Source organism: Flavobacterium zubiriense, assembly GCF_041729725.1.
In the GTDB taxonomy this organism is placed as follows: domain Bacteria; phylum Bacteroidota; class Bacteroidia; order Flavobacteriales; family Flavobacteriaceae; genus Flavobacterium; species Flavobacterium zubiriense.
Map to the genome: position 1 here is coordinate 156134 of NZ_JBCFQL010000002.1, position 21729 is coordinate 177862.

General features: G+C 32.3%; 15 protein-coding genes. 10 read left to right on the plus strand and 5 right to left on the minus strand.

What is annotated here, in order from left to right:
- Window positions 1-195: 195 nt before the first annotated feature.
- Together AAGV28_RS02700 and AAGV28_RS02705 are read right to left on the minus strand one after the other, a co-directional pair.
- Complete coding sequence (locus AAGV28_RS02700; protein ID WP_373405284.1) at window positions 196-1473, minus strand: esterase-like activity of phytase family protein; 1278 nt, start codon at window positions 1471-1473, stop codon at window positions 196-198.
- Between the two features lie 225 nt (window positions 1474-1698).
- Entirely contained in the window at window positions 1699-2142 is a 444-nt protein-coding gene (locus AAGV28_RS02705; RefSeq protein ID WP_373405285.1) for a hypothetical protein, read from the minus strand.
- A 206-nt stretch (window positions 2143-2348) separates the two neighbouring features.
- Between AAGV28_RS02705 and AAGV28_RS02710 the strand changes: the two genes are divergently transcribed.
- From AAGV28_RS02710 to AAGV28_RS02755, 10 genes are all read left to right on the plus strand, one after another.
- Window positions 2349-3752 (plus strand): DUF1800 domain-containing protein, encoded by a 1404-nt coding sequence (locus tag AAGV28_RS02710; protein WP_373405286.1) that lies wholly within the window; start codon window positions 2349-2351, stop codon window positions 3750-3752.
- Between the two features lie 25 nt (window positions 3753-3777).
- Entirely contained in the window at window positions 3778-4944 is a 1167-nt protein-coding gene (locus AAGV28_RS02715; protein WP_373405287.1) for a DUF1501 domain-containing protein, read from the plus strand.
- Window positions 4945-5016: 72 nt separating this feature from the next.
- Entirely contained in the window at window positions 5017-5907 is an 891-nt protein-coding gene (locus AAGV28_RS02720) for an EamA family transporter (RefSeq protein WP_373405288.1), read from the plus strand.
- 216 nt (window positions 5908-6123) lie between these two features.
- Entirely contained in the window at window positions 6124-6402 is a 279-nt protein-coding gene (locus AAGV28_RS02725) for a DUF2805 domain-containing protein (RefSeq protein WP_373392275.1), read from the plus strand.
- 91 nt (window positions 6403-6493) lie between these two features.
- Complete coding sequence (locus AAGV28_RS02730; protein WP_373405289.1) at window positions 6494-8347, plus strand: M61 family metallopeptidase; 1854 nt, start codon at window positions 6494-6496, stop codon at window positions 8345-8347.
- 92 nt (window positions 8348-8439) lie between these two features.
- Entirely contained in the window at window positions 8440-9150 is a 711-nt protein-coding gene (locus tag AAGV28_RS02735; protein ID WP_373405290.1) for a DUF4369 domain-containing protein, read from the plus strand.
- Window positions 9151-9357: 207 nt separating this feature from the next.
- Entirely contained in the window at window positions 9358-13431 is a 4074-nt protein-coding gene (locus AAGV28_RS02740) for a response regulator (RefSeq protein ID WP_373405291.1), read from the plus strand.
- On the plus strand, window positions 13428-14240 hold the full coding sequence (locus AAGV28_RS02745) for a CheR family methyltransferase (RefSeq protein WP_373405292.1): 813 nt from the start codon (window positions 13428-13430) through the stop codon (window positions 14238-14240). Before AAGV28_RS02740 ends, AAGV28_RS02745 begins: the two co-directional genes overlap by 4 nt.
- Window positions 14237-14800, plus strand: coding sequence for a chemotaxis protein CheB (locus tag AAGV28_RS02750; protein ID WP_373405293.1), 564 nt, complete (start codon window positions 14237-14239; stop codon window positions 14798-14800). Before AAGV28_RS02745 ends, AAGV28_RS02750 begins: the two co-directional genes overlap by 4 nt.
- Window positions 14787-15881 carry a sensor histidine kinase gene (locus tag AAGV28_RS02755; RefSeq protein WP_373405294.1) on the plus strand — a complete coding sequence of 365 codons (1095 nt, stop codon included), beginning with the start codon at window positions 14787-14789 and terminating at the stop codon, window positions 15879-15881. The genes AAGV28_RS02750 and AAGV28_RS02755 overlap by 14 nt, the downstream gene beginning before the upstream one ends.
- 40 nt (window positions 15882-15921) lie before the next feature.
- On the opposite strand, the gene AAGV28_RS02760 is transcribed toward AAGV28_RS02755, so the two are convergent.
- From AAGV28_RS02760 to mdh, 3 genes are all read right to left on the minus strand, one after another.
- Complete coding sequence (locus AAGV28_RS02760) at window positions 15922-17385, minus strand: T9SS type B sorting domain-containing protein (protein ID WP_373405295.1); 1464 nt, start codon at window positions 17383-17385, stop codon at window positions 15922-15924.
- 181 nt (window positions 17386-17566) lie between these two features.
- Window positions 17567-20539 (minus strand): protein translocase subunit SecDF, encoded by a 2973-nt coding sequence (gene secDF / locus AAGV28_RS02765; protein WP_373405296.1) that lies wholly within the window; start codon window positions 20537-20539, stop codon window positions 17567-17569.
- 222 nt (window positions 20540-20761) lie between these two features.
- The gene (gene mdh / locus AAGV28_RS02770; RefSeq protein ID WP_373405297.1) at window positions 20762-21697 is read right to left on the minus strand and encodes a malate dehydrogenase; all 936 of its coding nucleotides are present in this window, start codon (window positions 21695-21697) and stop codon (window positions 20762-20764) included.
- Between the last annotated feature and the right edge of the window lie 32 nt (window positions 21698-21729).

Consider the following 21729-nt stretch of genomic DNA (forward strand, 5'->3'; position numbering starts at 1 on the left):
CCAGCTTTAGCTGGAGGAATAGGGTCAATGTCGAATTGGCTTTAGCCAAAATAGTCTGCTTTTTGGCTAAAGCCATTAAAAACCAGCTGAATTTTATTCCTCCAGCTAAAGCCGGAGGCAATTAATGTTTTAAATTAGGATATGCTGAATAGTTACCCTGCTTTTTTATAAATACAATAGATATTGAATTCTCTATTAGAATTTTAAAATATACAATCGGTTACCATCTCTTTCTGTCCCTTTGGTTGGCGAAAGTGTTTTGGCTTTAATTTTATTTGTAGCATCACTCCAAACTCCGAAATCATCGTCATTAATAATACCAATTGTATTTGAGTTTATTAACCAAATACCTTCTAATTTATCATGTGGATAATCCCCTAAATATTTAAAAACATCTACCGCAAGCGTTTTTGTAACTGGCTTAATATTGGCTGCTGCCAAATCTTCCCAAGTATTAGCTTCTAATGCTTTTCCATTCACTAAAAGACCATTTTCAGCATTAAAATCAGTTCCTGAAACATCGGTAGCTTCGCTAATATCAATTTTGTAGATATGTTTCATCACTGCTCCGTCCCCACTAAAATTACCATCTCTTTCTATAATTAAAAATTGAGTAGCACTCAAAGCAGTAATCTCTGAATTGGAATTGTTATCAATTTCTTGTTTGTATAAATATTGTTTGGTTTTTGCTGTTGCAATATCAAAAGTAACGATACGAGTTAAAGTTTTATTTATTGCTCCAACGTTAGACGGGTTATACAAACGAGATTGCATAATCCCTACTAAAGTTTTTTCATCTGGAGTTATTGCTAAACCTTCCATTCCTCTGTTTGCCCATCTTTTAGCAAAAACTGCTGGCAATTTACGAGTTCCAGTATTGATTCCCACTGGACTAATTCTTTCTAATTGCACTCCTGTACTACTGTAATGTACAATGTGTGGCCCATATTCGTCAGATACCCAAAAAGTACCATCTTTCATTGCTACTAAACCTTCAGAATCCAAACCGTATTCATCAGTAGTTAATACAGCGCCAGTTAAATCATAAGCTATTTCTCCTGTTGAGCCAAAACCAGCAGGATTTGGTCTTCCACTAATTGGAGTTCCCGATGGTGTTTTAAAAAGTATCTCTGCTAACTTTTCTACCGTTCCATCATTATTTAATCTAAAATGACCAATGCGTGGCGTGTAATTAGGCGATGGGAAATATTTTCCACCAGTAGCATCTGTATTTGGTCCTCTGTCAGTCATAGCATAAAATTCTCCTTCCTTTTTTGGATGAGCACAAGCAGCCGAACCAAAACCGCCATTGCGAATTTCTACATTGTTACCTGTACCCAATACAGTATAAGGCAAAGCAATACCTGTATTAGCAACAACAGGAAGCACAAATTTGTCTTTATCTTCATTATTGTCACAAGAAGAAATAACAGCTGCTGAAAGCAAGCATAGAGTAAAATTTAAAATTTTCATACGAATTACAGTTTTTGTTAAAGCAACAAAATAACAGATGAAAAAGGGCTATACAGTTAAGAATAGGTTAACAAATCATAATTTTATGACAAGAATTTTACTTACAAAAATTTTAGAATTCAATATCTTACCTTTCAAATTTTAAACCGGTTGAGTCCCTTACTAAAAAACAAAAAAGCCGTCTCGCTTTTTATAACGAGACGGCTTTTCGATATCTTCAATATATTAAAGACCTAATCGTACGCTTGGGGCACGTACACCTATTTGGGTTTTCACCGAAGTATTACTCGGTGTTCTTTGATAATTAGGTTGGTTGTACTGGTAATAATAAAATCTTGCGTGGCTGTAAAAAGCATCGCTGTGATGACAATGTGTATCGCAGGAATAATGATGCGAAGCATAAACGTCTTTCTTACTGGCAATATAAGCACGATAGGCTTTTCTATTCCTTTCCTTCAACTCTTTTTCGTAGGCTTTTTGTTCTTTCCAAAAGGCTTTTTCCTCGGCTTTGGTTTTAGCCGTAAATGCCAACTCAAATTTCGCGTCTTCGGCTCCTCTTTGTTGGTAATATGTAATTTTAGTTTCAGCCTGTACATTATTTTCTTGTGCCTGTACTGTTCCTATCGTTCCTAAAAAAAATAGTGCTAATATGGTTTTAATCGTTTTCATAATTTTTATTTTTAGTTAGCGTTATATTATTATGCTAATAGTAAGACAACTATAAATTGATTTACCCCACCCTGAAAAAATTAAATTTTGCGTTATAATTGAATAAAAAAATAACTCATTAAACCTTTTCCTTTCTTTATTATCTTAATTAGTAACAACCTAGAAAACAAACCATCCCGAAGCTTCGGGACTAAATCCCATACATTATGAATTCTAATTCACTTTGGTCCCTCCGTTTAGGCTTTTCAAACAAGCAGGCAGCAGCAATTGAAAAAATGGGAATCAACAAATTCCTGGACGCTTCATTCAAAACTAATTTTGACAATAGTATTCCCGATTTTTTAAAAGACAGCCCAAAAACATTAGCCGATTTTCGAGAACTAAGACAAAAAAGCCGTGCATTAAACCAAGATCAAAAACAAGAATTTCAAAAACAAGAAGGACTTATTTCAATAGAAATGAAATCCTGGTGGATTAATAAAATGATGACCGAAAGCTATCCGCTACGTGAAAAAATGACCTTATTCCTGCACAATCATTTTGTATCCACTTACCAAAAGGTTAAGATCAATTATTGGATTTTTGAACACAATCAACTGCTTCGAAAACATGCTTTTGGCAATTTTAGAGAATTGACGAAAGCCATGGTAAAAAGCAATGCCATGCTGCGCTATCTGGACAATGTGGACAATCGAAAAGGCAAAATCAACGAAAATTTAAGCAGAGAATTACTCGAGCTTTTTACTCTTGGCATAGGGAATTACAGCGAAGAAGATATCAAAAATGGTGCAAAAGCATTAGCCGGTTTGGGCGTGGGAGATCATGGCGGTGTTTATCGAGACAAACTCACAGACGATTCTGAAATTACCTACTTAGGACAAAAAGGACATTTTAAATCGGATGAAATTGTAGCTATTATTTTTGAACAAAAAAACAGTCCTTACCTTTTTACTAAAAAAATATTGCAATGGTTTATTTACGATAATCCGAGTCCAGAATTGGTGAGGTATTATGGCGATTATTTTAGAAAAAAAGATTTTGAAATCAAGCCCTTGTTAGAGAAAATTTTTACCGAAGAATTTGATAGAAATACGGGAGGTTCAAAAATTAAAAATCCTTTGGAATACAATTTACAACTGATTTCAGAATTACATATTACACCAAAAACCACCAGACCAATTGTAGCTTTTCTAAAAAGCCAAGGCATGGATTTATTAAACCAACCCAATGTAAAAGGCTGGGAAGGTGGAAAATCTTGGTTGACTTCACAAATTTATTTGCAGCGCAACAATCTTGCAGATTTGTATTGCAGCGGACGAGAAAATTTCAATCAAAAAGCAGCCGCAAACATGATGATGGACGAAAATCCAAATAGTAATCGTCCAGGAGCTAGAAAAACAACCATCCATTTGGATTGGAACAAAGGAACGAACAAGCAAATCATTAGTGATTTATCCGACAGATTGCTGTTTCAAGTAGACAGTGACGCCCAGAAAGATTTTGAAACCATCTTAAAATACGATTTTGATGCCCAGGCTCAAAACGCAGATCAAGCGGTTTTAAGACTTTTTAATGCCATAATAAAAGAACCTGAATTTCAATTAATTTAAAAGTAAGCAACTAAACCAATCAATCATGAACAGAAGAAATTTTCTATCGCTTACAGGAACATTAACAGGCGGAACCTTGTTGCTTCCTAATTTTTTGTTTTCTTATGGTTCTCAAAAAAACCTGATTATAGGGGAACAATGCCTCGTTTTTATACAATTGAACGGTGGAAACGATGGTTTAAACACCTTCATCCCTTTTGATGATCCTTTGTATTATGATTTACGTCCAAAAATTGCCATTACAAAAGAGGATGTCATTTCGAAAACCAAAGGAATGGGATTTCACCCTGCCTTGAAAGGATTCGCCCAAATGCAGCAAAACGGAGATTTATCGGTAATTCAAAATGTGGGTTATCCTGAACCGAATCGTTCTCATTTTAGAAGTCAGGAAATTTGGCAAACCGCCTCTGATTCTAATAAATATGTGAATGAAGGCTGGCTGGGTCGTTATCTTGATTTGCAATGTGTAACCCATACTCCAACGGCGGGAATTAACATCGATTCTATAGACAATCTTTCTTTAAAAGGAGACAGCCCCAATTCTATTACCGTAAAAGATCCCAACCGATTTAAGATAAAAAATATCAAAGAAGAAACAGGCGTGTTATCTGAGAATTCTTCGTTGGATTTTGTTCGAAAAGTAGCCAATTCCGTTTTAGAAGGATCAGAAGAAATTCAAAAAGCATTGACCAAATCGACTACTGAAATTAGTTATCCTAAAAGTGCATTGGGTAAAAATCTGGAATGGATTGGCCGATTGATCAAAGGTAATTTGAATTCGAAAGTCTATTACACTTCGCAGGGAGGTTATGATACTCATGACAATCAATTGGTAATTCAAAACAACAAATTCAAAGAACTAGATGGCGCGATTTATAGTTTTTATCAAGATTTGAAACAATCCAATTTGCTTGAAAATGTAACCATAGTTGTTTTTTCAGAATTTGGACGAAGAGTCAAAGACAACGGCAATGGAACCGATCACGGAACTGCTGCTCCAATGTTTGTTATTGGTGGACAAAACCGAGGAAACATCATAGGAAACAATCCCAATCTTTCTGATTTATCACAAGGCGATTTAAAACACCAAATCGATTTCAGATCCGTTTATGCCAGTTTATTGAAAGAAAAAATGGCGTTTGATTACACAAAAATTGGAATAAAAAGTCCACATTTAGAAGGATTGTTTTAACAACATTATAACCGTTTTTATTCTTGTTTATCTTATGCTATAGCCTACTTTTGCAAGTTCAAAAAATGAAGCATGATTCGGAATAAAACTTTAAAAGGCGTACTACTAGTAGGATTAGGAGCAAGCAGCTACGGGATGTTAGCTTCATTTGTTAAAATGGCCTACCAGGAAGGATATACCACTGCCGAAGTGAGTGGTTCTCAATTTTCATTAGGCCTTTTAGGCGTTTTAATTCTTAATATCATTCTATTATTCAAAAAAAATGATACAGAGATAAAAATTTCTAAAAAACAGATTTTCCAGCTTATTGCTGCTGGAACTTCAATGGGTTTTACTAGTGTTTTCTATTATTTATCAGTAAGATACGTTCCTGTTTCTATTGGGATTGTTTTATTGATGCAAACCGTTTGGATGGGTGTTTTACTCGAAATGCTCTTAGATAAGGCAAAACCTTCATTACAAAAAATCATCTCAGTCATAATTACCTTGATAGGAACTGTTCTGGCAACTAATTTATTGAGCAGCAACCTGACTTTAGACTGGCGTGGTTTCTTTTGGGGAATATTAGCTGCAGCTGCATTTACTACTACTATGTTTAGTGCTAATAGAATTGCTTCTGAAATTTCTTCCATAAAACGTAGCTTTTTTATGCTTATTGGCGGAACATTAATTGTTATTGCATTTGGATTTATTACGCAAGTAACTCCTTTTAATGTTAGCATTTTCATGAAATGGGGAATTATTTTGGCATTATTTGGCACCATAATTCCACCTTTATTATTAAATACTGGTTTCCCACTTACTGGAATTGGTTTAGGAAGTATCGTTTCAGCAATAGAACTCCCTGTTTCCGTAGCTATGGCTTATTTTTTATTATCCGAAAAAGTAAATGAACTACAATGGTTTGGTATTTTTTTAATAATTGCTGCCATTGTTTTAATGAATATTCGTTTGAAAAAATAATATTAATTTCCAGTTAAATAACCAAGTTAAAAAAAACACTGAAACAGTTCAAAAAACTACGCTAAGCTTTAAAAAAATAGGATTTTTAAAAAAATAAAAATTGATACAAAAAAAATATATTTTTGAATAAAGTAATTATTTTTTTCACTAATATTGACACATAATATAATTTCATTTTTTAATTTAAAAAAACTATTTAGAATTAATTTTCACCTGATGAAAAAGAGTAACCGTAAAGAACTGAACTGGGAACAAACTGAAAAACTTGTTACATTGGCCTTAGAGGAAAAAAATCCTTTTGAAATTATAAAAAAAGAGTTTGGATTGGCTGAAAAAGAAGTTCTGGAAATTATGAAGAAAAAGATGCCTCTGGAAAAATATGAAATGTGGAAAAAGAAAGCTACCGCAACGAAACCTAAACCTAAACCTCTTAAAATTGATGATTTTGACGATGATTTAGATGGAAAGTATTATATCAAAAATAAATTAGACTAATTTTTTAAAGCACTCTTAATCATGAGTGTTTTTTTATTTCTTTTTGTCTGTTTCTATTTCAGACAAAACAATTACACAAAAACGATAGACAATGAAAAGAATAGTATTTGCATTTGTATTGACCTCCATGCTTTGGAGCTGTAAAACAATCTACTCGACATCAAATAAAGAAGTAGTTCAAGCAACCATCAATCTCAATGAAGTTAAAAACGATCAAGTTTTAGTTACTGTAAATGCACCACGTATTACTACTAACGAAATTATTTACCGCATTCCGAAGACGGTTCCTGGAACCTATTCTGAAGACAACTACGGAAGATACATAGAAGATTTAAAAGCTTACGATAAAAAAGGGAACCTTTTAGAGGTAAAAAAACTAGACGAAAATTCCTGGACTATTACAAAAGCTCCAGCATTAAGCAAAATTACCTATTTAGTTAATGATACTTTTGACACCGAAAAAGGCAATGGTTTTGGTAAAGACGATGTTTTTTCTCCAGCGGGTTCGAATATCATTGCTGGCGAAAACTTCATGATAAACACGCACTGTTTTATTGGGTATTTTGACAATTTTATGTCTACACCATACCACGTGACCGTAAGCCACCCCGAAAATTTATGGGGAAGCACTTCGATGACAGATCAAGACAGCAGCACTACAACGGATCTATTTGTTACCTCACGTTATGCCGAATTAGTAGAGAATCCCATCATGTATTCAAAACCTAACAATACTACATTTAATGTAGATGGCATGGATATTCAAATTAGCGTTTATTCGCCTACAGGAAAATACACTGCCGAAAGTATTACCCCTGAGATGAAAACAATGATGACCGCACAAAAAAACTTTTTAGGAAAAATTGATGCAACTAAAAAATATACTATTCTTTTATATTTATCAAGTTTAAAAGAAGATGATGCTCGGGGTTTTGGTGCACTAGAACATCCTACAGCAACCACGGTAGTTTTGCCTGAAATTATGGAAAAAGAGGAACTGGTAAAATCGATGATGGACGTGGTTTCACATGAGTTTTTTCATATTGTAACTCCATTGACAATTCATTCTAAAGAAATTCAGTATTTTGATTACAACGCACCTAAAATGTCCGAACATTTGTGGATGTATGAAGGGGTGACTGAATACTTTGCTAATCTTTTCCAAATTAATCAAGGTTTGATTACAGAAAAAGATTTTTACAATAGAATGGCTGAGAAAATTAAGGAAGCTAATGCGTTGAACGATACTATGCCTTTTACCGAAATGAGTGCAAATGTACTTCAACAACCTTACAAAGACCAATACCTAAATGTGTACCAAAAAGGAGCTTTAATAGGTATGTGTATCGATATCATTATTAGAGAAAAAAGCAATGGCGAAAGAGGAATTCTTGATTTAATGCAAAAATTATCTAACGAATATGGTGTTTCAAAACCGTTTAACGATAGCGAACTCTTTAATAAAATTACTGAATTGACTTATATTGAAGTAGGCGATTTCTTAAAAAATTACGTGGCTGGTTCTACCCCTATTCCTTATGATTTATTTTTAGCCAAAGTAGGTTTAACAAAATCAACAAAACAAATTCCTGCAGCCGTTTTTATAAAAGACAAAACACCTTACATCACAGTAAATCCAAACAATAACGAAATTAGTGTACTTCCAAATATTGAACTGAATGAATTCTTTAACAATCTTGGATTAAAAGGAGGAGATATCATCTTAGAAATCAACAACATTGCTTATTCTTATGAGAATATTTACGACATGATTAATGAAAGTAGTAAATGGAGTGAAAACGATGCAATTAGTATTAAAATCAAACGCTTAGATAAAGAAGAAGTACTAAAAGGGACGGTAAAATTACCTTATCAAGACAAAATACACATTGAAGCTACTGATGTTTCTAAAAAACAATTAAAAGAAGCTTGGCTAAAAGGATAATTATTAAAAATTATAAATCCAAAAAAAAAGCGCAAAACGATTCCTCCGCTTTTTTAATTATTTTATTTACTTTCACAAAATTACACTAATCAATGAAAAAATCAATTCTTGTTTGCATCGCCGTATTATTAATTGCAGCCTGTAACAAAACAGAAACTAAAGGAAATTTACACATTACCGGAAATGTAAAAGGATTAAAAGAAGGAACTTTGTACATTCAAAAAGTGGTAGATACCACCCTAATTGCCATCGACACCATCAAAATTGACGGGAGTTCCCATTTTGAAAGTAATATTGATTTAAAATCGCCCGAAATGCTTTACCTCTTTTTAGACAGAGGCGTTAGCAATTCATTAGACAATAATCTTATGTTTTTTGCTGAACCAGGAGTAATTAACATTGAAACAAACTTAGATGCGTTTCTTTCTGAGGCAAAAATAACAGGTTCAAAAAATCATGATTTGTTCGAAGATTATAAAAAAACAACTTCAAGATACAAGGATGAAAACTTAACACTTATTGAACAAAAATTCAAAGCCATTAAACGAAAAGATCCAAAAGCTATTGACAGTCTCAGTAAAATGCAAGATTTAAATCTAAAACGCAAATACCTTTTTGCAGTTAACTTTGCTATGAATAACAAAGATCACGAAATTGCTCCTTACATTGCCCTTGCCGAAGTGTATGATATTAACATCAAATATTTAGATACCATTCAAAATGCAATGACTCCTAAAGTAGCTCAATCACTATATGGAAAAAAACTTACCGAATATATTAATACGCTAAAAAAAGGGAATTAATTTATTATCAAAATCAATCAAAAAGCAAAGGGCATTTCAGTAATATTTGAAATGCTTTTTCCTTTTTATACCTAATGATATTGTTCTTCAAAAAAACAATTACAAATAGAACAGTTATTAGCATCAAAAAACCTCAATATTTTATACTAAAAACTAAAATTTTCCCAAAAAATTAAATAAATTAGCTATCTAACCTACTTGTAAATTATGTGGAAAAAATTATCCTTCAAAAAACAATTAATCCTAATTCTTTTTATACCCATTTCGGGATTATTGTATTTTACCATTTTTGACATCTATAAAGCCTACCAAAATTTTTCTAGTATTGAAAGTAGTACTCAAAACATCGATAACATTACCAATCTTTCTGAAGGTATAATGTTAATTAATGACGAGAGAACCTTAAACACCTATTCCAAGTTTGACGCCAGTAAAAAAGCAGAATTCAAACTAAAAATGTCACAAACAATAGAGTGGTTTTCTAAACAAAACACTACTGATAGTATTGTGTTAAAGAATATGTATGAAGCAAGAAAAATAATCAATACGATACACTACGATATCGAAAACAATTCTAATTCTTCGCTAAAAATATTTAATGATTATATCCTTTTAAACAACCTTATAAACAATCTGATAGAGCTAGAAATTGCTGATTGTAAAAATCCCACAATTGCTAGATTAGCAAATAATATCAAATCGTATATTGACACAAAAGTAGCTGCTAACCTGATAAGAGGCATTGTATTAGATAAGTTAACCGATGACAGCATTAACGCTAATTTATATGGTTATTTTGATAATATAAAAAACGCCAATAAGAATGCCGATTTTAAATTAGAAAACAACAACGAATCTAAAATCAATGATGAAATAATACAATTTAAAAAATCGGCTGAATACCAATCATTTTTAATTACTTCCGAATCTATTCTCAATAATGCTTTTAAGATTAGCCCAGAAGTATGGTGGAATCAATCGGCTCAAATAAACAATAAGCTTAATGATTTAAAAATCAAAAAACTAAACTACATAAATGAATTAGGAAAACAGGAAAAATTGCGTGCTATAAACAGTTCAATTACCTCGATCCTTCTCCTAACACTTTTATTAGCGACAACCGGAATTGCTATCTACAAATTGATTGTTAACACCTCTAATTCTCTAAATTTAATTTCTACCAAAATTGGAAAAATAGCCCTTGGGTATACTGATTTAGATCACAAATTAAAAGGAAATATAGAATTCGATTACATACGTGAATCTGTAAAAAAACTAACTAATGCAATTAAAGAACAAATTGATTTAACAACAAAAATAAGCTCTGGAGATTTTGGAGATACTATCGTAGTAAGAAGCAAATCCGACACATTAAACCAATCACTCAACTCTATGTCATTAAAATTAAAAGATTTTAATGATGAGGCAATTGAGAAAACTAAACTAGAAAATAATATAGTAGAAGTAAATCATGCTATAATTAGTTCTAAAAACATCCATGTCTTTGGGGCTAATATAAGTAAGATTCTAAGTAATCAAACTAATGCTTGTCAAGCCAATTTTTATATTACCGATTACAAAGAGAATAATAATGACCTAATTAAAATTGGTAGTTATGCTGATCATAACAACAGTCCTAAAACAATAGCTTTTGGTGAAGGACTAGTGGGCGATGTAGCAAAATACAATGAACAAAAGTGTTATAATAATTTAACTGCAGCCTATTCATTCCTAGCTTCTTCATTAGGGAAAGCGCCTATTTATAATGTTTTAATTACGCCTGTTTCATACAAGAATTCAGTTATAGGTGTAATCGAAATTGGCTCATTGGAAAACTTTACCGATAAAGATGTAAAATTATTAAACAATTTAAAAGATCCATTAGGCAGTGCTATTGCCGTATTTGTTAGAAACGAAGAATTAAGAGTTTCTAACGAACAAATACATGACAAAAACAATATTTTACAAGTTCAAGAAGAAGAGTTGAGACAAAATAACGAAGAACTCAACAAACATACCTTATTGCTTCAACAATCGGAAGAAGAACTAAAAAATCAAGCCGCCGAATTAGAGCAAACCAATGCCTATCTGGAAGAAAAAAGCCGGGAACTTGAAATTAAAAATTTCGAAATTGAGAAAAAAAACAACGATCTTATTATTGCTCAAGAAGAGTTAAATATAAAATCAGAGGAAATTACGCAAGCCAGCAAATACAAATCGGAGTTTTTAGCTAATATGTCACATGAGTTAAGAACACCTTTAAACAGTATTTTAATTCTTTCGGATATTTTAAAGGACAACACCTCTGGAAATTTGACTACTTCGCAATTGGAAAATTTATCGGTAATCAATACTTCTGGAAAAGATTTATTGAATTTGATTACTGATATTTTGGATATTTCAAAAATTGAAGCAGGAAAAGTCGAAATCTATCCCGAAAACACTGTTTCTGAACGGATTTTTTCTGATATGGATGGGTTGTTTAGAGCTCAAATGGACAAAAAAAACATCAATTTTATAACGACAATTACCGATGATTGTCCAAGAGAAATTTATACCGATATTGGAAAAATTGAACAAATCTTAAAAAACTTTCTATCTAATGCGCTAAAGTTTACTCCAAACGGAGGAACAGTCGAAATGAGTTTTGCTAAACCAAAAGAAAAATTAGAATTTAGTAATCCTAAATTAGCTTCAATTACAAATTCTGAAATTTTAGCCATCGAAATCAAAGATACTGGTATTGGAATATCCGAGGAAAATAAGAAAAAATTATTTCAAAGTTTCCAGCAAGCCGATAGTTCTACCAGCAGAAAATATGGTGGAACAGGTTTAGGTTTATACATATCTAAACAATTAGCTGATCTATTAGATGGTGAAGTATTTTTTAACAGTCAACTGAATAACGGAAGTACCTTTGGCGTTTTAATCCCTACACATTACAAAGGCACTAACATTACCCCTAATTTAGAAACAGCTGATGTTCCAGTTGTTATTCAGGAATCTGTAAAAAAAGAAACTATCGAATCAGAATACCCAAAGCCTAATGAAGAATATATAGACTTATCGGCTGACATAAGCGATGACCGACATAATGCCAACATTGATGATAAGACGATTCTAATTATTGAAGACGATCCTTCTTTTGCTGACGTACTGCTTCAGGTTGCTCATAATAATGGTTTTAAAGCCATTATTGCACATCAGGGTGAAACCGGTTTTCAATATGCTAAAAAGTACAATCCTAAAGCAATAATTCTAGACATGAAACTACCTGGAATTGATGGATGGACTGTTTTGAAATGGCTTAAAGAAGATCAGGAATTAAAACACATTCCAGTTCACGTAATGTCAGGAATGAAAAGAGAAAAATTAGCGAAAGAAATGGGCGCTTTTGATTTCTTAGTAAAACCCATTACTCACGAAAAACTAAAAAATGCTTTTGATTCCATTGATGAGGAAATCAACAAAGTTTACAAAAAGGTACTAATTCTTGAAGATGACGAAAAATTAAATTATTCGATCAAACAATTATTACATGCCAATGACAAAAACACCATTTGTCTCCAAGCTTATTCAAGATTAGAAGCTCAAAACATATTATCAAATGTAGATATTGACTGCGCCATAATCGATTTAGGATTACCAGATTCTAATAACATTAAAGCCATTTCTGAATTAAAAAATATATCAAAAAATAAAAACATCAAAATCATAATCAATACCGGAAAAACCTTATCAGATATTGAACAATTAGAACTTGAAAAAAATGTAGACAGCATTGTTATAAAAACCGAAAATGTAACTGAAAGATTAAAAGACGAAATCTTGCTGTTTTTAAACAAAATAGAAATTGATGAGAAAAATAACTTTAAAGCGACACCTAATTTAGCCGGAGGTGAGATTTTAAAAGACAAAAACATTCTTATTGTTGATGACGACATTCGGAATATTTATGCCTTATCAGCAGCATTAACTAGTAAAGGTGCGTTGATAACCACAGCTTTTAATGGTTTAGAAGCCATAACAGCACTGGAGGAGCACCCTAATTTTGACATAGTTTTGATGGATATTATGATGCCAGAAATGGACGGATTTGAAGCCACCAAAAAAATTCGAGAGAACACAAAATGGAAAAACCTCCCTATTATTGCTTTGACCGCCAAGGCTATGAAAGGTGATCGCGACGAAATATTAAAAGCAGGCGCATCTGATTATCAGTCGAAACCAATTGATATTCAAAAACTTATTTCATTAATCAGTATTTGGATTTACAAATGATAACACTTAACGAGCTGGACGAGTTGCTTTTTACGATAAAAAAACAATTTGATTACGATTTTCGAGATTATTCTAAAGCATCCATGCTTAGAAGAATCCACCGTTTTATGGAGATTAATAACCTGGATAATGCCTTTGATTTAAATTTCGAACTCGTTAATAATCCTACTATTTTTCAAAATTTTATCAATGAAATAGTGGTCAATGTGAGTGAATTTTTTAGAGACCCTAGCTTTTTTAAATCTTTGCAAGAAAAAGTATTTCCCTATTTAGAAAGTTATCCTAGAATCAATATTTGGAGCGCTGGATGCTCTTTTGGAGAGGAAACCTATTCTTTAAACATCCTTTTAAAAGAAAACAAACTCTTTCCTAAAGCTAGAATTTATGCCACAGATATTAGTAATAACGCCATAAAACGGTCTAAAAATGGCATATATAACAATACTAATTTTAAGGAATATACTAAAAATTATTTTGAATGTGGCGGTAAAGAAAACTTGAATGATTATTTTGTTTCTGACGAAAAACACTCCATGATCCATTCTGAATTAAAACAAAACATCTTGTTTTCTAATCATAACTTAGTTGCCGACAGTGTTTTTAAAGAATGCCAACTCATTCTTTGTAGAAATGTTTTGATTTACTTCAATTCTAATTTACAAAATAAAGCATTAGAACTTTTTTATGAAAGCTTACCTATACATGGTTTTTTAGCTATTGGAAAAAAAGAATCCTTACGGTTTAGCTCCGTGTACGAAAATTTTAAAGAAATTGATCGAGAAGAAAAAATTTATCAAAAAATAAAATGAAACCCAAAGTAATTTTAATAGGTGGCTCAGCAGGAGCCTTCAATCCCATTCTGTCTGTTTTAAAACAATTAGACAAGAGCATTAACATTCCTATTGTTATTATTTTGCATCGCTTAAAAAATACTACTTCCTCATTTGAAACTATTTTACAGCAAAACACCCATTATACCGTTAAAGAAATTGAAGACAAAGAAGAAATAAAAAAAGGGTTTCTCTACTCGGCACCAGCAGATTATCATTTATTATTAGAGGACAACATGTGTTTTTCTCTGGACGCGTCTGAACTGATTAACTATAGTCGTCCATCTATTGATGTTGCTTTCGAATCTTTTTCAATGGTACTAAGAGAAAAATGTTTCGGGATTTTGTTATCAGGATCCAATCATGATGGAGCTAGCGGATTAAAAACAATGGCAGAAAATAATGGGATTACAATTATTCAGGATTGTACCGAAGCCGAATTCCCTATGATGCCTAAGGCAGCTAAAACAATATGTAATAAACATAAAGAACTAAATACCAAAAATATTATAAATACATTGAATAATGAATTCAGCTAACAAACATACCCTACTACTAATAGATGACAAACCAGCAAATTTAATTGCATTAAAAAGCATATTAGAAAAACCCAATAGAGAAATAATTACCTGTAATTCTGGAAATGAAGGATTACAAATATTACTAAAGGAGAAAGTTTCACTTATTTTAGTTGATGTTCAAATGCCTGAGATGGATGGTTATGAATTTGTGGAAATTACAAAACAACATCCCAATACTGCCAATATTCCAACCATTTTTGTAACTGCAATAAGTGAGGAAGCCAAATACATCAATAAGGCATACGACTTAGGAGCAATCGATTTCTTATTCAAACCATTAGTTAGCGAAATTACTCGAAAAAAAGTAGATTCTTTCTTGAAAATATGGGATTACGATCAAGAATTAAAAAATTTAAACGAAAAATTAATAGCTAAAAATGGAGAATTAGAGCAATTTGCTAACATCATAGCACACGATTTAAAATCGCCTTTAAACAATATTACATCTTTGATTGAATTCATCGAAGAAGAACATTTAATGGAAGTCAACCAAGAAGCAACCGAAATGTTTGATATGGTAAAAACTTCGGCTAGATCTATGTCTAAATTAATTGATGATTTATTACATTATTCTAAAAATGTAGAAAACAATCAAGGAAAAGAAACAATCAATATTTTTAGTGAAGTTAATGCTGTTATAAAATTAATCAATCCTAATAGCAATACTAGAATAACGAAGGAAAATTTAAACCATAATATTAATTTTCAACCCGTCGCATTCAAACAAATTATTCAAAATTTAATTTCGAATGCTGTTAAATATAATGATAAAGAAATAACAGAAATAACCATTACTTTCAATGAAGAATTACACCAAATTTCCATAAAAGACAACGGCCCAGGAATTCCTGAAAATCAAGGGGAAAAGATATTTCAAATGTTCTATACATTGGGACAAGCCTCAAGAGGAGATTCGGGTACAGGAATGGGGTTAAATCTTGTTCGGAAATTAGCCGAAAGAAACGAAGTTAAAGTATATCTTAATACTGAATATAAAGACGGATCTGAATTCATTATTTCCAATTTAAAAATATCCTAAATCAAAAAGGAGTTACTTATAACAAGCAATTCCTTTTTGATTATCTTTTTAATGCAAAATGAGATTTGAATTCTTTAACCGTTTCATTTTCTATATAATGAACCACAAACCAGTAATCATCAGCTGGTAAAAAATATCCATTATATGTGCCATTCCAACCATCACCATTAGGACTTATTTGTTTTAAAAACTTACCATAACGGTCAAATATCCTAATGTAAGCACTAGATTGAAAACTGAGTTCTGTTACATTCCAATAATCATTAAAACCATCATTATTAGGCGTGAAAAACTTTGGATAATTGATTACCAAAATATCGTTCTTAGTGATGGGCATACTACAACCCGCTTGATCCGTGACAGTTATAGAATGCGTTCCTGATGCTACATATTCAAAAACGGGACTGGATTGAAATGGACCGTCATCTAGTTTATATAAATAATCTCCTCCTAGAGCAACTGCTGAGACCGTAATTTTTTGATTTTCTGCAAAAGCAGTAGTGACTTCCCAGTTAAAATCCGTTAATCTGTCAGAAGGTATTACCTTAACATTTATGGTTTGTGGAGCGGTACACTGTCCAGGATCTGGTGTAAAAGTATAAGAATCGCTATTCATATTGTCAATCGTAGCAGGAGACCAAAATCCTGTCACTCCTGTTGGAGATGTTGGGTCTAAAGTTGGAACACTATTACCAGAACAAATACTGAAATCGCTGAATCCCGGACTAGCTGGATTTACCGCTATAGTCATAGTATAAGGACGTACACATTTATTGGTAGGTGTAAATATATAATTTCTGGTTATTGTATTATCAATTAACGAAGGAGACCAAATTCCGGGATATCCTTCTAATGAAGTAGCAGGCAAAGTAGGTGATTGATTTCCAGCACAAATTGGTCCTATTGGAGTAAAATTTGAGTTTACAAAACTAGAACAGTCTGTTATACAAGTTGCCGAAAGTGTACGATTGGCAACACAGGCAGGCGCATTTACCGCGGTAACTGTCAAAACAACAGTTTGCCCAGGTAACAAGCCAGAAACCGTAAAACTAGTTGGTGCAGTTTGCGAACTAATAAAAGGCCCTAAACCATCAACGGTATAACTTAAATCAAATCTTGATTGTCCTACATTAGCAAAATCAAAACTTACTGAATTTTCAGTTGTATCATCACAAAACAACTGGAATTGTTTATTTACATTGACTGTAATTGCTCTACGAGGAGTACTTTCTATCCCTCCAACAGTTTGTGTTACATAATAAGTAGTAGTTCCTGCAGCTGAAGTAGAAGGTGTAGGAGCTGTTGCAGAACCTGCAGGACCTGCAGTTGCTGTAGTGTACCATAACAAATTTGTACCTCCAGCAGTTAGTGGACTTGCTGAATCACCAATGCAATAATAATATGTTGTATTACCCGTTGGTTGAGGAGTTTGTGCATAAACACTAAAGCTAAATAACAAATTAGCCAGGCAAACAAAGACAAGTAAAAGTAAACTTTTTTTCATTGTTTTAAATTTAAATAGATTGAGATTTGGGGAAATCTTATTACGAAGTAAATGTATTAAAAAACCAAGTTTATTTAAAATTTATTGCGAAATATAAAGCAATTTATAAAAATCAACGAATTAATTCTAAAAAAAAAGACCCAACAAAAGTTGGGTCTCAGTGATATAGAAAAAAGCTAAATTATGCTTCTTCGTGTGCTTTTTCAATAGCCGTTTTTTCTTCTCTAGAAATGGTGTCAACCAATACTGGTGTTGCAATAAACAATGAAGAATAAGTACCAACTACAATACCTACAAGCATTGCAAATATAAATCCTCTGATTGATTCTCCTCCAAAAAGGAACATCGTCAATAATACGATAATCATCGTGAATGAAGTATTCAATGTTCTTGATAAAGTAGTATTAATAGAAGCATTTACAATTTGTTCAAAACTTCCTTTACGTTTTCCTTGGATAAACTCTCTAATCCTGTCAAATACAATTACGGTATCATTCATAGAGTATCCAATAACGGTAAGAATAGCAGCAATAAAGTGCTGATCCATTTCCATGTGGAAAGGCATAAATTTATAACATAAAGAGTAAATTCCTAGTACAAAAATAACGTCATGCGCCACAGCAGCAACAGCTCCTAATGAATATTGCCATTTGCGGAATGAAATCATTAAGTATAAGAAAATAACAGCCATTGCTCCAATTACTGCCCAATATGAATTGGTTTTAATATCTTCAGAAATAGAAGCTCCAACTTTAGAAGCTTGCAATACTCCTACTTTTTTACCATCAAAAGTGTTGGTAAACTTATCATAAGAAGTATTTGGATAATATTTCGCTAAAGCGTTATATAACTTCTCATTTACCTCTTTATCAACCTCAATACCATCTTCTTTGATTTTGTATTTTGTTGTAATTTTCAGTTGATCATTATCTCCTAAAACTTTAGCCTCAACTGGAGTTCCAAAAGCAGCTGACAATTCTTCAGAAATAACAGCAGCATCAACTGGTTTTTCAAATTTTACCTGAAAAGTTCTTCCTCCAACAAAATCCACACCTTGATCCAATCCGTTAACAAAGAAAATTGAAATTAAACTTACAACAACAATAATTCCAGACAAACCATAAGTATATTTTTTGATTTTAATGAAATCATAGTTAAAATTAGTAAACCAATTTTTTGTAATGTTTGTACAGAAAGACAAATCTGCTTTTCCTAAGATGTTTTTATCGATAAAAATTCTAGCAATAAAAATAGATGTAAATAATGAAGTTGCAATACCAATAAGCAATGTTAAAGCAAAACCTTTAATAGGTCCTGTTCCAAAAATAAATAAGATTGCTCCAGTTAAAACGTGTGTTACGTTAGCATCAATAATAGAACGCATAGCACCTTGCCATCCGTAAGAAGATGCAACCGCTTCAGAAAGTGATTTACCGTCACGCAATTCTTCTTTTGCTCTTTCGAAAATAATAATATTTGCATCTACCGCTGTACCTAATGTCAATACGATACCCGCAATACCTGGTAATGTTAATACAAAACCAAAACTTGCCATAATACCAAATAAGAAAAGTAAGTTTAATAACAAGGCTAAGTTAGCATACCAACCTGCTTTACCATAATAGAATATCATCCATAAACATACTAATAAGAATCCCACGATAGAAGAAGTCATCCCTGCATCAATTGAAGCCTGACCCAATGATGGACCAACCACAGTGGATTGAACAATATCAGCAGAAGCTGGTAATTTACCTGCATTCAATACGTTTGCTAAATCTACAGTTTCAGTCACATCAAATGCGCCTGATATTTCTGATCTTCCTCCAGAAATAGGACCGCTAGAAACACCTGGTGCTGAATAAACTACATTATCTAAAACAATAGCTATGTTTGTTTTTTGAGTATAAGCTCTTCCTGTTAATTCTTCCCAAACTTTTGCTCCTTGACCACTCATTTGCATAGAAACAGAAGGCTTTCCTAATTGGTCAAAAGTATCTTTTGCATCAGTAACAACACTTCCTAACATATCAGGAGTATTATCTCTATTGCCTCTTAAAGCATATAATTCAACTACTTCAATTTCCTTTTGCTTGTCATCAGTTATTTTTGATGGTTTACCCCAAACAAATTTAACATAACGCAATTCTGCTGGTAATAAGATTTTAATATCAGCTCTTTTGAAATATCCGTTTATTGTAGCAGTATCTTTTGGAGAGAAAAGACCTAAAACAGGTCCACCACCTTGACCAACCATTTTGTCTAACAAAGGATTATTTCCTTTTTTAGAAGTAGCAGAATCTTTTGTATCTGTTAAAAGAGCACTCAATGAATCCTTAACTACAGCTTTTGTTTCTGTCTTTGCAACTTCTGTTTTCTTTAAAGCTTCGTTAGCAGCCATTAAATAATTACCCACTTCTTCAATTTTGTACGTTTCCCAAAATTCAAGTTGTGCCTTACCTCCTAATAACTTTTTAATTCTATCTACATCTTTAGCTCCTGGAAGTTCTACAAGAATTCTTCCAGTCTCTCCTAATTTTTGAATATTAGGTTGAGTAACACCAAATTTGTCAATACGCTCTCTAATTACTTTGTAAGCACTTTCAATAGACTCATCAACTTTTCTTTTGATTACTTTTTGAACATCAGCATCTGACATTTGAAAATCAACACCACCTTCACCTTGCAAAGATCGGTTTGCAAAAATATCTGGAGAAGCTAATTTTACAGTTCCTTTTGAATTCGCTTCAAAAGCATCAAAAAACTTATTAAGGTAGGTTTTATTACCTTCTAAGTTTGCAGAAGCATCAGCCAATGACTTATTAAAAACCGGGTTTTTTGAGTGGTTTGACAAGCCTTTTAAAACGTCTTTAATAGAAATTTGAAGAATTACGTTAATTCCACCTTCTAAATCAAGACCTTTATTAATTTGTTTGTTTTTTACTTCATCATAAGTAAAATCAGTAAAACCAAGATTCAATATCTTTTCTTTACCAATTGAGTCTAAATATTTCAGCTCTTTATCAGGATTATCTCCTGCAAAAACTTTAGCATCACTTTTAACGTTGTTTGCCACAAAAGTGAAAGAAAGTTGGTAAATACTTACCAATGCAAATAGAATTGCAAAAAATTTAATAAGTCCTTTATTCTGCATTATTACTAAAAATTAATTATTTTAAATTTATTATTTTATGTTAAATCCTTATATACAAGAAATTAGCCATCATTTATCTAAAAAACAGAAAAACAGATTAAGCCAACTATTTTTTAAACCGAGCAAATATATAATTCTGGTTAAGATTAACCAATTTATTTATTAATTAATCTCAAAAAAAAGACTGCAAAATTGCAGTCTCCAATTTATATGTAAAAAAAGTTAAGCTAAAATCGTTTTTAAAGCATCATTCATTATTCTAACTGCATCAGCACTTTTAGCAAATAATGCTTTTTCATTATCATCTAACCCGATCTCTAGAATTTCTTCTACTCCGTCCTTACCAATAATACACGGTACACCAATACAAATGTCATTTTGACCGTATTCGCCTTCTAAGTAAACAGAACAAGCAATCATTTTCTTTTGATCGTTTAAAATACTATCCACCATATAAGCTACCGAAGCTCCGGGTGCATACCATGCAGAAGTCCCTAAAAGACCCGTTAATGTAGCTCCACCAACCATAGTATCGGCAGCTACTTTTTGTAAAACATCTTCAGATAAAAACTGATTAACAGGAATACCATTATAAGACGCCAAACGTGTTAACGGAATCATCGTGGTATCACCATGACCACCAATTACCATTGCTGAAATATCATTTGCAGGTTTATCCATAGCCAATGATAAATAGGTTCTAAAACGAGAACTATCTAAAGCACCTCCCATACCTATTAATTTATTCTTTGGAATCCCTAACGATTTCAATGCTAAATAAGTCATTGTATCCATTGGGTTTGAAACCATCAAAATAATTGCTTCAGGAGAATATTTCAAAACATTTTCTACAACCGATTTAACGATTCCTGCATTAATCCCAATCAACTCTTCGCGTGTCATTCCTGGTTTTCTAGGAATTCCAGAAGTCACAACTACTACTTGACTGTTAGCTGTTTTTGAATAATCATTGGTAACTCCAGACACCTTCGTATTAAAACCAGTATTAGTAGCACATTGCATAATATCTAATGCTTTACCTTCGGCAAAACCTTCTTTAATATCTAACAAAACTACTTCACTAGCTATTCCTCGATAAGAAATAACGTCTGCACAGGTTGCTCCAACATTTCCTGCTCCTACAATAGTAACTTTCATATTTTAATGTTTATTCAGGTTTATAAAACGGG

What these genes read in the sequence shown, in the direction of transcription:
- AAGV28_RS02700 (WP_373405284.1), bottom strand. Translation starts at nt 1,473, where the DNA reads ATGAAAATTTTAAATTTTACTCTATGCTTGCTTTCAGCAGCTGTTATT.
- AAGV28_RS02705 (WP_373405285.1), bottom strand. Translation starts at nt 2,142, where the DNA reads ATGAAAACGATTAAAACCATATTAGCACTATTTTTTTTAGGAACGATA.
- AAGV28_RS02710 (WP_373405286.1), top strand. Translation starts at nt 2,349, where the DNA reads ATGAATTCTAATTCACTTTGGTCCCTCCGTTTAGGCTTTTCAAACAAG.
- AAGV28_RS02715 (WP_373405287.1), top strand. Translation starts at nt 3,778, where the DNA reads ATGAACAGAAGAAATTTTCTATCGCTTACAGGAACATTAACAGGCGGA.
- AAGV28_RS02720 (WP_373405288.1), top strand. Translation starts at nt 5,017, where the DNA reads ATGATTCGGAATAAAACTTTAAAAGGCGTACTACTAGTAGGATTAGGA.
- AAGV28_RS02725 (WP_373392275.1), top strand. Translation starts at nt 6,124, where the DNA reads ATGAAAAAGAGTAACCGTAAAGAACTGAACTGGGAACAAACTGAAAAA.
- AAGV28_RS02730 (WP_373405289.1), top strand. Translation starts at nt 6,494, where the DNA reads ATGAAAAGAATAGTATTTGCATTTGTATTGACCTCCATGCTTTGGAGC.
- AAGV28_RS02735 (WP_373405290.1), top strand. Translation starts at nt 8,440, where the DNA reads ATGAAAAAATCAATTCTTGTTTGCATCGCCGTATTATTAATTGCAGCC.
- AAGV28_RS02740 (WP_373405291.1), top strand. Translation starts at nt 9,358, where the DNA reads ATGTGGAAAAAATTATCCTTCAAAAAACAATTAATCCTAATTCTTTTT.
- AAGV28_RS02745 (WP_373405292.1), top strand. Translation starts at nt 13,428, where the DNA reads ATGATAACACTTAACGAGCTGGACGAGTTGCTTTTTACGATAAAAAAA.
- AAGV28_RS02750 (WP_373405293.1), top strand. Translation starts at nt 14,237, where the DNA reads ATGAAACCCAAAGTAATTTTAATAGGTGGCTCAGCAGGAGCCTTCAAT.
- AAGV28_RS02755 (WP_373405294.1), top strand. Translation starts at nt 14,787, where the DNA reads ATGAATTCAGCTAACAAACATACCCTACTACTAATAGATGACAAACCA.
- AAGV28_RS02760 (WP_373405295.1), bottom strand. Translation starts at nt 17,385, where the DNA reads ATGAAAAAAAGTTTACTTTTACTTGTCTTTGTTTGCCTGGCTAATTTG.
- secDF (WP_373405296.1), bottom strand. Translation starts at nt 20,539, where the DNA reads ATGCAGAATAAAGGACTTATTAAATTTTTTGCAATTCTATTTGCATTG.
- mdh (WP_373405297.1), bottom strand. Translation starts at nt 21,697, where the DNA reads ATGAAAGTTACTATTGTAGGAGCAGGAAATGTTGGAGCAACCTGTGCA.